General features: G+C 47.1%; 11 protein-coding genes. 2 read left to right on the top strand and 9 right to left on the bottom strand.

The window, feature by feature from the left end; all coding sequences use genetic code 11:
- Positions 1-26: 26 nt before the first annotated feature.
- The 3 genes from EQP46_RS20570 to EQP46_RS20580 all read right to left on the bottom strand — a co-directional run bounded on the left by EQP46_RS20570 (position 27) and on the right by EQP46_RS20580 (position 3288).
- Positions 27-998: a TAXI family TRAP transporter solute-binding subunit gene (locus tag EQP46_RS20570; protein WP_129495416.1), complete on the bottom strand. Its 972-nt coding sequence runs from the start codon at positions 996-998 to the stop codon at positions 27-29.
- A gap of 127 nt (positions 999-1125) precedes the next feature.
- Complete coding sequence (locus EQP46_RS20575; RefSeq protein WP_129495417.1) at positions 1126-1959, bottom strand: beta-keto acid cleavage family enzyme; 834 nt, start codon at positions 1957-1959, stop codon at positions 1126-1128.
- Positions 1960-1968: 9 nt separating this feature from the next.
- Positions 1969-3288 (bottom strand): aspartate aminotransferase family protein, encoded by a 1320-nt coding sequence (locus EQP46_RS20580; protein ID WP_129495418.1) that lies wholly within the window; start codon positions 3286-3288, stop codon positions 1969-1971.
- A 134-nt stretch (positions 3289-3422) separates the two neighbouring features.
- Between EQP46_RS20580 and EQP46_RS20585 the strand changes: the two genes are divergently transcribed.
- Both EQP46_RS20585 and tcdA read left to right on the top strand, forming a co-directional pair.
- Positions 3423-4304, top strand: a complete 882-nt coding sequence (locus EQP46_RS20585) for a LysR substrate-binding domain-containing protein (protein ID WP_129495419.1) — start codon at positions 3423-3425, stop codon at positions 4302-4304.
- 96 nt (positions 4305-4400) lie between these two features.
- Positions 4401-5204: a tRNA cyclic N6-threonylcarbamoyladenosine(37) synthase TcdA gene (gene tcdA, locus EQP46_RS20590; RefSeq protein ID WP_129495420.1), complete on the top strand. Its 804-nt coding sequence runs from the start codon at positions 4401-4403 to the stop codon at positions 5202-5204.
- Positions 5205-5297: 93 nt separating this feature from the next.
- On the opposite strand, the gene phaC is transcribed toward tcdA, so the two are convergent.
- The 6 genes from phaC to EQP46_RS20620 form a co-directional block, all read right to left on the bottom strand.
- Positions 5298-7118: a class I poly(R)-hydroxyalkanoic acid synthase gene (phaC, locus tag EQP46_RS20595; protein ID WP_129495421.1), complete on the bottom strand. Its 1821-nt coding sequence runs from the start codon at positions 7116-7118 to the stop codon at positions 5298-5300.
- A 60-nt stretch (positions 7119-7178) separates the two neighbouring features.
- Entirely contained in the window at positions 7179-7526 is a 348-nt protein-coding gene (locus tag EQP46_RS20600; protein WP_129495422.1) for a phasin family protein, read from the bottom strand.
- A gap of 49 nt (positions 7527-7575) precedes the next feature.
- Positions 7576-8787, bottom strand: coding sequence for an acetyl-CoA C-acetyltransferase (locus EQP46_RS20605; RefSeq protein ID WP_129495423.1), 1212 nt, complete (start codon positions 8785-8787; stop codon positions 7576-7578).
- Between the two features lie 17 nt (positions 8788-8804).
- Positions 8805-9545 carry an SDR family oxidoreductase gene (locus EQP46_RS20610; protein WP_129495424.1) on the bottom strand — a complete coding sequence of 247 codons (741 nt, stop codon included), beginning with the start codon at positions 9543-9545 and terminating at the stop codon, positions 8805-8807.
- Between the two features lie 552 nt (positions 9546-10097).
- Positions 10098-10520 (bottom strand): cysteine desulfurase sulfur acceptor subunit CsdE, encoded by a 423-nt coding sequence (gene csdE / locus EQP46_RS20615; RefSeq protein WP_129495425.1) that lies wholly within the window; start codon positions 10518-10520, stop codon positions 10098-10100.
- A 16-nt stretch (positions 10521-10536) separates the two neighbouring features.
- Complete coding sequence (locus EQP46_RS20620; RefSeq protein ID WP_129495426.1) at positions 10537-11760, bottom strand: aminotransferase class V-fold PLP-dependent enzyme; 1224 nt, start codon at positions 11758-11760, stop codon at positions 10537-10539.
- Positions 11761-12053 lie beyond the last annotated feature (293 nt).

Here is a 12053-nt window from a genome sequence, read left to right on the forward strand (position 1 = left end):
TTTAGCGTTTAAAGCTAGAAAATCAATTACTTGATTAGGCCAGCTTCTTTGTAGTACTTAGCTGCGCCTGGGTGAAGTGGAGCAGACAGGCCGTCAGCAACCATTTCTTCTTTCTTCAGGTTTGCGAAAGCTGGGTGTAGGCGACGGAAATCGTCGAAGTTTTCGAACACAGCTTTAACCACGTTGTAGATCACTTCGTCTGGTACTTCCGTTGAAGAGACGAACGTTGCGCCCACACCGAAGGTGTTTACATCGCCGTCGTTACCACGGTACATGCCACCAGGGATAGTTGCTGAACGGTAGTAATCGTTGTCAGCAACCAGTTTTTGAGCTGCTGCATTGTTTACTTCTACAACGACGCTGTCACACGCAGTGGTCGCTTCTTGAATCGCACCACTTGGGTGACCAACGGTGTATACCATTGCGTCGATTTTGTTATCACACAGTGCTTTAGACTGTTCTGCTGCTTTAAGCTCAGACACTTGCTTAAAGTCATCCATTGTCCAGCCCATGCCGTCCATCAGTACTTCAATCGTACCGCGCTGGCCTGAACCTGGGTTACCAATGTTTACACGCTTGCCTTTTAGATCATCAAACGTTTTGATGCCCGCGTCTGCACGTGCAACAACGGTGAACGGTTCTGGGTGAACAGAGAATACAGCGCGAAGGTTTTTGTATGGGCCTTGTTCAGTGAACTTGCTGCTACCGTTGTATGCATGGAATTGCCAGTCAGACTGAGCAATACCCATGTCTAGCTCGCCTGCACGAATGGTGTTGATGTTGTAGATAGAGCCGCCCGTACTTTCTACAGAACAACGGATACCGTGGTCTTTCTTAGATTTGTTAACCAGACGGCAGATTGCACCACCCGTTGGGTAGTACACACCAGTGACACCGCCAGTACCGATAGTGACAAACTGGTTAGCTTGTGCTGGCACGGCAGTACCTAAAGCAGCTGCAAAGCTCATTGCGACGATCGTAGGTTTTAACGCTTTCATGCTTTATGTTCCTTGTCGATGATGTGATTGCTTTCGCGGTGCGAGTCCGCTATTTGTAAATAAAATGTGAATCCAAGTTGCAACAGGATTATCTAATAGTTGTTTTTCCGATCGCAAGAGATAGGCTTCACGCTTCAAAGCTACGAGAGATATTTTTTCTTAAATCTTCCGCAGTATTGATATTTAAACCCATCTTTTGAGACAAGTTTGTGATTTGATGAACGAGCTCTGCGTTATTTTCCGCATGCTGTCCCTTTAAATTTATTAGGTTATTTTCAAATCCTACTCGGACATCACCACCTAGCGACATCGCTGCGCTTAGACATTGATGTTCATATTGCCCAAAAGCACATGTTGCCCAAGAAATTCCCTCATTCGTTAACCGTTTAATATCGAATTCGAGTAAATCTGTTGGGGTCGACAACATGTCTTTTTTGTATTTCCCCAGTACCAATAGTAGGTGATGACCGTTATAAGGCAATGTCTTGTCATTAACCATCTGAAAATAAAGCGACAAATCTGCTGCATCATACAAAATGTATTGTACATAGATGCGACGCTCAGACAGTTCGTAGAAAAAACGGCTCGCGGCTTTTTCGTAACTGGCGTTGGGGCGAAGTTCTCGCAAAGCGAGGGATACGGCTTCAGGCTCGGTACCTTGAACAAGCGCAATTTGTTCTTCGGGTTGATACATACCAACGGCTTCGGTCGTTAATTGAATCACCAAGTCATTATCGAAGCGAGCACGCATCTCCGTCAGCCACTCTCGGTTAAGCCCAACATCCAATGTGTGCTTTCCTTGAGCGTTTCTTACGTGCATATGCGCCATGGCGGCGCCTGCGTTGGCGACGTCCCGCAAACAGGCACTCATGTCATCCAGCGTCATGGGTAATTGAGCGTGGTCTTCCTTGGTTCGTCGCGCCCCATTGGGCGCGACGATGATGTTTCTTCCTTTTTGCACGGTCAATCCTTAAGCAAATACGTTGTCCATGGTGCGAGAAAGTCGGCGAACCAGTTCATCCATTTCGTTTTCAGAAATGATGAAAGGTGGAGCAAGCAAGATATGATGTCCTTGTTGACCATCAATCGTGCCACCCATTGGGTAGCACATTAGCCCTTGTGACATCGCTGTTTTCTTAATTTCAGTGTGCAACGGGCGTGATGACGCGAACGGGGTTTTCGTGGCTTTGTCTTGCACCATTTCAATTCCAATGAAGAGTCCGCGTCCGCGAATATCACCGACATAGTCATGCGTGTTGAATGTCTCGTTTAAACGTTTGACGAGGTATTGGCCTTTTTCTGTCACTTCGCTCAATGGCCCTGCATCAATAGCATTCAACGTGGCACAAGCTGCCGCGCACGCCAAGGGGTGAGCCATAAAAGTGTGACCGTGCTGAAAGTAGCCCGTACCACCAGAGATCGCGTTGTAGATTTTCTCATGCACCATGACTGCGCCAATAGGCTGATAGCCGGCGGCTAAGCCTTTGGCGAGTGTGACAAGATCAGGCACGATGTCTTCTTGCTCATAAGCAAAATAGGTGCCTGTTCTTCCTGCACCACACATCACCTCATCAAGAATAAGGAGCACCCCATATTTGTCGCAGATTTCGCGGATGCGTTTGAAATAACCTTTCTCGGCAACCAGCGCACCAGCGGTCGCACCCACGACGGGTTCAGCAACAAAGGCAATGACGGTTTCCGGCCCAACGTTCAGTAGGCGCTCTTCAAGTTCATTCGCCACGCGCTGACCGTAATCAAAGTCCGTCTCATCAGCACGTTTATCTCGGTAGGCATAACAAGGGGCAATGAGCTCCCCATTTTGAAGCAAAGGGGCGAACGGTTCTTTGCGCCACATGTTTCCACCGACGCCTAATGCGCCCAGCGTATTGCCGTGGTAGCTCTGTCGTCTGGCGATAAAGCGGGTACGTGACGTTTCGCCTTTTTCTAGGAAATACTGGCGTGCCATTTTTAGCGCAGATTCCACCGCTTCCGAGCCGCCGCTAACGAGGTAAACATGATTCAGAGGGCCTGGCGCTCTGTCGCAAAGGCGCTCTGCCAACTCTTCGGCAGCGGGGGAGGTGAAAAATCCAGTATGAGCATACGGAATAGTATTCAGCTGTGTCTGAATGGCGCTTAACACACCTTGGTGGCTATGGCCTAAACAAGAAACGGCTGCACCACCGCAACCGTCTAAGTATTGACGCCCTTCAGTGTCGAGAAGAAAAACGCCTTCACCGCCTGTCACTGTTGGAAGTTTAGAATGACAATGTCTTTGTAAAATGTGGGTCATGATTTCCCTACGCCGCCCTAAAAATTGAAGTAATCAACAGTTAGTATTAGCGGGTTGGAAAATGAACAGCAAACGATATAAATTCGGAGGGTATGCCAAAAATTCATAGTGTAGTGAGGCTGTAAAGAATGGCGATGCCTATCCCCCCAATGAAAACATTGCGCACCTTTACGATCGTGGCGCAAACGCTCAGTTTTTCGAAGGCGGCAAAGATTCTGAATTTGACCCAAAGTGCTATCAGCAAACAAATTCTCCATTTGGAGGAATTGATGGGGTGCTCATTGTTCGAAAGAAATGGTGGGAAAGTCGAATTGACGGACGCAGGTCGACGTTATTTGCCATCGGTGGTGGAGGCGCTCGAAAACTTACAGCACGCCACATCCACGGTAATGCAAACCTCTGAGACACAAAGTCGAATAGACATTTCCGTGCCGCCATCGTTAGCAAGTATGTGGCTTATTCCTAAATTGAATAGGTTTAAGCAATTGCACCCGAATATCGATCTCGCGATCCGTGCCAGTGTGACGTCAGATACGCAAAACCACTATCAAGGTGACATCGCGATTCATTGCCTGCCGCTTTCCACCCACGAAGAAGATGCGGAGCTGCTTATTCGTGAGCGCTTGATGCTGGTGGCAAGCCCTGAGCAATTTTCACAGCCTGTGCGTGATATCTCCGAGTTGGTCTCTTTGACGTCGATAAGTCACATTACTCGGCCTCAAATCTGGAATCAGTTTTGGCATGAGCAAGGTGTGTCGCCGGATAGCCCAACCTATGGTGGTGGCTTTGAACATTTCTACATGGCGTTCGAAGCACTTCGACGTCGTCAGGGCATTGCCCTTATCCCACAATTTATGATTCAGGAATCCATCACGCAAGGTGTGGTCATAAACCCTTTGTCATTGCGCTTTGATAGTGCGTATGGGTATTTCTTGTTTTGTCATGGCCATAAGCGACGGTTGGCAGCGGTAAAGCAAGTGATCGATTGGCTGAAATGTGAAATCATCAAGCCCTAACAGCGTCGAGAGTGCACTTTATGAGCATGGACATTTTCACGGCAAACGCGTATAAACCGCAGTCCATCAATGCAAACTGAAACAGAGCCATTAACTATGTCTACATCACCTTCACCAGCATCAGAAAGCTACCAACAACGCTTTGGCGGAACACGCCGTTTGTACGGTATGTCTGAGCTGGAGATCCTTCGTCAATCACATGTATGTGTTATCGGCATTGGCGGTGTAGGGTCATGGGCGGCGGAAGCATTAGCGCGAAGCGGTGTGGGTACGTTGACCTTGATTGATATGGACGACATCTGTGTCACCAACATCAATCGTCAGATTCATGCCATGTCGGGCACCATTGGTCAGAGCAAAATTGAAGTGATGGCCGATCGTGTTCGAGCCATTAACCCGGACTGCCAAATCAATTTGATTGATGATTTTATCTCAGAAGACAATATTCCTGAGTACATCACGAAAGAGTTTGATTACGTGTTGGATGCCATTGATAGCATCAAACCGAAAACGGCGTTACTTGCTTACTGTAAGCGCAATAAGATCAAAATCATCACAGTGGGCGGTGCGGGTGGTCAAATCGACCCTACGCAAATTCAAGTCGCTGATCTCACGAAAACCATTCAAGACCCTTTGGCGGCGAAATTGCGTAATAACCTGCGTCGTTTCCATGACTTCACCAAAACTCAAGGGCGTAAGTTTGGTATTGATTGTGTGTTCTCAACGGAGCAATTGAAGTACCCGCAACCTGATGGCAGCGTGTGCGAAACCAAAGCGAGTGCAGAAGGGCCTAAACGCATGGATTGTGCCAGCGGGTTTGGCGCAGCGACCATGGTGACAGCGACGTTTGGTTTTGTCGCAGTATCACGCATTATTGCCAAATTGACGGCGAAAAAATAAAAAGCAAAACGCTGTAAAAGCTGAACATAAAAAAGGCCGCTTCACGATGAAGCGGCCTTTTGCGTTTTGCGTTAAAGCACACCTAATTCAACATTATGCGTCAGCTTTCGCTGGTGCTTTTTTTGGTGCAGGCTTTTCTGTTTTTGGTTCGATAGGCAGTACCTGTTTCACGTAGTTGCCAGGCGCAACGGCGAGTACAGGGAAGTTCTCTGAGCCTTGTGCATATGGTTCGATTTTCTCTTTCGGGCTATATGCTTCAAGCCATTTGTCCCAGTGAAGCCACCATGACCCTGTGTTGTGATCTGCGGATTCAAACCATTCGTCTGCTGATTCACTCAACTCAGAGTTCACCCAGTAACCGTACTTGTTACGGCTTGGGTGGTTAACGATACCGGCGATGTGTCCTGATTCACCCAACACAAAGGTTTTGTTACCACCCACATTTAGCGCGCCACGGTATGTGCCTTGCCAAAGTGCGATATGGTCTTCTTTGGTTGAAATAAAGTAGGTTGGGATTTTGATTTTGTTCAAATCAATCCATACACCACCAATCTTCACGCCTTTATCTTTCACTAGGTTGTTGTTCAGGTAAAGCTCACGCAACATGAAGTTATGGGTTGCACCCGCAACGTTAGTACTGTCACTGTTCCAGTAAAGGAGGTCGAAATCGACAGGGCTGTTCCCCTTGAGGTAGTTGTCGACATAGTAGTTCCAGTACAAGCTGTTTTCACGAAGCAAGCTGAACGTTACGCTCAGTGAGCGGCCATCCATATAACCTTTTGCGGTGTTTTGCGCTTCAATGGCACTGACAACGCTGTCGTTAATGTATGCACCCACTTCGCCTGGCTGAGCAAAATCGAGAATCGTTGTGAAGAACGATGCTGATTTGATACGCGCTTTCATGCGTTTTGCTGCATAGTAAGCAATGGTGCTTGCTAAGACAGTACCACCGATGCAGTAACCTGCAGCATTGATTTGCGATTGACCGGTAATGTCTTCAATCGCAGAAACTGCTTTAACAACGCCCTCGGTGACGTAATCACCAAACTCAACGTTTCGTTGTTGCTCACCAGGGTTGCGCCACGACATCATGAATACGGTGTGGCCTTGCTCGACCAGCCAGCGCATCATCGAGTTCTTCTCGCGAAGATCAAGAATGTAGTATTTGTTGACGAAAGGTGGCACGACCAATAGTGGTGTTGCATTAACCTTTTCTGTCATTGGGCGGTATTGGATCAGTTCAAACAACTCATTTTGATACACCACATCACCAGGGGTGTTCGCAATGTCTTCACCAATGCGGAAAGCATTGTTGTTTGTCATTCTGACCTTCAGGATATCTGAGCTAGATTCAAGGTCTTCTTGAAGTTGCTCTAATCCTTTCACCAAGTTCTCACCATTTTGCTCAAGCGTTAAGCGAAACAACTCAGGGTTTGTCCCAATGAAGTTGCTAGGAGACATCGCATTGATGGCTTGGCGTGAGAAGAAAGTGAGGCGTTCTTTCGCTTTTTCATCTAAGCCTTCGACGGCATTGATGGTGTCAAGGAAAGTACGTCCAAATAGTAGGTAAGATTGCTTGATGAAGCTGTAAAACGCTTCGTCTTGCCAACTCTTATCTTGGAATCGTTTGTCGTCTTTTTCTGGGCTAACAATGTCTTCGCGGTTTGAAGCGAGCGCCACGTTTTGCCAGATTTCGAGTTGCTTTTCCCACCACTGCATCTGAACTTGCAACATTGCAGCAGGTTGATTTGCGGCATTTTCAAGAAGTTGAGTCGTATCGTTGAGACTCATTTCTTGCATTGCTTTGTTCAGGGGGGTGTTTACGGCTGCCTTGCCTTGCTCAAGATCCTTAAACCATTGCTGGTTACTCTCTTGGAGTTTTTCAAGGTAGTCCGAGAAGAAGCTCTGAAACATGTGTAAACCCTCTTGATCGGATACAACACCGCCCTCTAAGGAAGAGGGCGGTGACCTTGATTAAGCTGGAGTTGCCGCTTTAAGGTTTTCTGAAGTCAGTTGATCCAAATCTTCTTTGAATTCTTTCGCAACTGATTGAAGCTTCGCGCTGTCATCCATCATTTGTTGAGAAAGCTTAGTCATTGCAGCAAGCTGTTGGCTGCTGAATGACGTCAAAGAAGTCACGTCAGTTACGCTGCTTGCCGCTTTAACTTGTGCTAGACCCATTTCGCTGTAAGTGCGAACTGCGTTTAGTTGAAGTTCAGTCAACGTTTCAACGTTTTTAGCAACAAGCTTGTTGAATTTAACGTAAGGGGCAAGCGTTTTTTCAGTTTGCTCTGAGAATGCTTTAAACATATCTGTGTACATGGTGTATCTCCTAAGTGTATGAATTAGTTCCAAAGGGGTTTTACGTTCGTTAGTTGCTAGCACGTTTTACGACAACAGCCGTACCCATGCCGCCACCGATACATAGTGAAGCCACACCATAAGTGCCTTCACGCTTTTCCAACTCGTGGATCAGGGAAACCAAAACGCGGTTACCTGATGCACCTAGAGGGTGGCCCAACGCAATTGCGCCACCGTTCACATTCGCCTTTTCTAAGATGGCTTCAGGGCTGACGCTATGTGTGTCAGCAAGCTGGTGAACAACACCAAGCGCCTGTGCCGCAAAGGCTTCATTGAGCTCAAACAGATCCACGTCGGAAATCGAAAGCTCTGCTTTTTTCAGCGCTTCGGTTACTGCACCCACAGGGCCTAAGCCCATAATTTTTGGATCTAACCCAACTTGTGCGTAGCTGGTGATTTCAGCTAACGGCTTCAAGCCAAGGCGTTGCACTGCTGCTTCAGACGCAACGATGATTGCGCTTGCACCATCGTTCAAACCAGAAGCATTACCTGCTGTCACGGTACCTTCACGGTCAAATGCCGGACGTAGTTTGCTCAGGCCTTCTTGTGTGGTGTCCGCTTTCGGGTATTCATCGGTGTCGAATGAAACGGTTTGGCGACGTTGCTTCACTTCCACTGGGACGATTTCATCTTTGAATCGACCAGCTTCAACGGCTGCAACGGCTTTTTGTTGGCTTTGAGCTGCATAGGTGTCTTGCTGCTCGCGGCTTAGGCCAACGAGTTCAGCGACATTTTCTGCAGTAACGCCCATGTGATATTGGTTGTAGACATCAGTGAGACCATCTGTGATCAGAAGGTCTTTCATGCTGATATCCCCCATTTTTTGGCCGCCACGCAGTGAACCTGACGCGGCGAATGGGATTTGAGACATGTTTTCTACACCGGCTGCGACGACAACGTCAGCATCACCACAGCGGATGTGTGTAACTGCATCCATGACAGCTTTCATGCCGCTTCCGCAAACCATGTTGATTGCGTAAGCTGGAACGGTTTGTGGCAAGCCTGCAAAAATCGCAGCCTGACGACCGATCCCCATGCCTTGTCCTGCACTAACGACGTTACCAAGGATAACTTCGTTAACCGCTTCTGGAGCAACATTACCGGCTTCAAGTGCGCCTTTGATGGCAACAGCAGCAAGTTGACCTGCTGGTGTGTCTTTTAGTGAGCCTGTGAATGCGCCAATTGCAGTACGTTTAGCTGCAACGATATACACTTTTTCCATGTGAACTTCTTCCCTACTTAATTCATGTATAGGCCGCCGTTGACCGACAGCGTTTCCCCAGTGATATAAGCACCTGCATCACTTGCAAGATACGCGACTGCTTCTGCGATTTCCTCAGGACGCGCAAGGCGCTTCATTGGAATCTCATTTTTGATAGATTCAAGCACTTCTTCGCGCATCGCTTCTACCATTGGCGTACCTGTGTAACCAGGGGCAACCACATTTGCTGTCACGCCTGAGCGAGCACCTTCAAAAGCCAGTGCTTTAGTGAAACCAATCATGCCCGCTTTCGCTGCTGCATAGTTGGTTTGACCAAATTGACCTTTCAAGCCATTGACTGAAGAAATGTTGATCACTCGGCAGTTGCCTTTTTCACACATGGCGGCAAACAGAGGTTGGGTAACATTGAATAAGCTATTGAGGTTGGTATCGATAACGGCATGCCAGTTATCAGCCACCATTTTCTTGAATTGACCATCACGGGTAATACCGGCGTTGTTAACTAAAACGTCGATAGTGCCTTCTTCGGCAAGAAGTTGAGGTAGACGTTCTGCACACTCTTGTGTGTTGGTTACGTCTAATTCGAAAAGGCGTACTTGATCAGCGTTGAATCCTTTCTCCTCGAACCATTCCTCGGCACAACTTAGGTTCCCGGTGAAATACGTTGCAATCACGCGATAGCCTTGGCTGACCAGCTTTTCTGTGATCGCCGAGCCGATACCACCTTTCGATCCGGTGATGAGCGCGAGTTTTTTCATTGATGACTCCATTCTTTTAACAACAAGCAATTAAAATTGACCCCTGTAACTGCATTTGGTTATCCAAAAATACAGGCACCGATAATTATTTAGTTTTTAGCGCGATAAGGGTTAAGGCTTAGAAACTTGATTAGCCTTCAAATAAATTAAATTATTATTGTGATGGTTTTATGACCACCGCAATCAAAGATATACAATCTGGTGAATAAGGCAAAAAGATAGAGGCGAGAATTGTGGAAACAAGATCTGGCTCGACAAAAAATAACCCAAAGTTAACAGGGTGTTAAAGTAAGGTTTAATTGGTGTTTTTACGGGGTTTGTTTTGTGTTTTCCGTATTTGCTTTTTATGGAAACATGTCTTTTTACGCTGTTTAAGGAAGAAACGAGCCTGCATAAAAATAAAGCAATACTATTTAAGGATTAGGCAGTCATTACTGCAAAAAAAAGAGTGAAATAATTGACTGGCGTCGCATCATAAAAATGAGGGTTGTACGGTAAAATGGTGTCTATATGCGGTGAAATGCGTGTCAAATCACCGCAACAGTCGCAAGATTATATTTTCTTTATTTGGTCGATGATCGCGCGAATCCCATTGCTGCGAGATTGGCTTAAATGGTTAAGCAGATCCATGGCATCAAAGTAAGCATCAAAGTCTAGCTTTCGAAGATCTTCGTGTGTTTTTCCTTCAATTTTCGCCATGATTAACGCAAGTAGCCCTTTCACAATGCGGGCGTCTGAGTCTGCTGAAAAATGATAAATCCCATCAATTTCTTGCCAGACTAACCAAACGTCACTTTCACAACCTGGTATGTCGACACTTTGATTTTTAACTGACTGTTCTAGCGCGGGAAGCTTTTTACCTAGCTGAATAACGAGCCGATATTTATCTTCCCAGCTTCGGCACTTTGCCATATCACTGAGGATGGAGGTGTCGGTGATGTCAGTACCGAATGGATGTGTGGGAAAGTTATTCATGTGTGCTCAATAATGGTTAAAGAATGTCACAGGCTTTTTGTATTGCCGCGATGCAGCGTTCAATGTCTTCTTGGGTATTATACAAAGCGATGGATACGCGCACACAGCCTTTGATACGTAATGCATCCATAAGGGGATGAGCGCAATGATGCCCAGAGCGCACCGCGATGCCCTGCTGATCCAGTAAGGTTGCAATATCAGAATGATGAACGCCCTCAAGCGTAAACGCGACCACGCTTGCTCCAGCTTGTAAACCGACAAGAGAAAGATCATCAATGTCCTTGATGCCTTCAACCAATTGTTTCTGTAAGGCTGCAATATGTGCTTCAGCGGCTTTTTTATCGAGCGTGTTGAGCCAATCAATGGCTGTTGCTAATGCTAGCGCCCCTGCGACATTGGGTGTGCCTGCTTCAAACTTGGCAGGAGACTCTGCAAAATGCGTCCTTTCAAACGTCACTTTTTCGACCATTTTCCCGCCGCCATGCCAAGGTGGCATGGATGCTAACAATTCTGCTTTTCCATAAAGTGCGCCGATTCCCGCAGGCGCAAATAGCTTGTGGCCGGAGAACACATAGAAATCAGCATCAAGTGCTGTGACGTTGACGTCCTCGTGCACCACGGCTTGTGCGCCATCGGCCACCACAATTGCGCCATTTTCATGGGCTTTTTGGATAATGGTTTCGATAGGATTACGCGTGCCTGTCACGTTGCTTATGTGGCCGATGGCGACAATACGTGTTTTTTCATTAAGCAGTGAATCAAAGGCGCTCATGTCGAGTGTGCAAGTCTCTGTGTTAATTGGGGACTTCACGACTTTGGCGCCTGTTTGTTCGGCGACCAATTGCCATGGAACAATGTTCGCATGGTGTTCCATCTCACTCACTAGGATTTCGTCGCCCGGTTTTAACGTTTGTCGCCCGTAACTTTGCGCGATGAGGTTTAACGCTTCAGTCGCGCCACGCGTCCAAACAATGCATTCTTCGCTTGCACCTATAAACGTCGCGACGGTTTTTCTGGCCGCTTCGAAGCGATTGGTGGCATTTGCCGTTAGTGAGTGGCTGCCTCTATGCACATTTGCTGTCGCTCCTGAGTAGTAATCACTGATGCAGTCGATGACTGGCAACGGCTTTTGTGCCGTGGCTGCGCTGTCGAGATACACCAATGGCTGTCCATTGATGGAATGATTCAACGACGGAAAGACGCTTCGAATGCTATCGAGATGAAAGGTACGGCTGCTCATAGTTGGGTTAGTCGCTCGACATGGGCTATTGATGAAGCGAATGATCGCTTTTCTCTGAGGTTAACTCAAGTGTTGGCGCATCGCGTTAGGAAAACACGGTCTAAACGGCGGGTTTGAGGAAGGTAGATGGGAAAAAAAAGCAAAAAAAAGCACCGAGCCATAAGCTCAGTGCGCGATAAATCTTTGTGTAGATAGTATGAAATATACGCAGCGTATATAAAAATGTAGCTAATGCTACCGAGGCTCGGTAAAGCCGAAAAAATGCAAACACAACATCGCAACCAAGAAAAACC

Source organism: Enterovibrio baiacu (assembly GCF_004120195.1).
In the GTDB taxonomy this organism is placed as follows: domain Bacteria; phylum Pseudomonadota; class Gammaproteobacteria; order Enterobacterales; family Vibrionaceae; genus Enterovibrio; species Enterovibrio baiacui.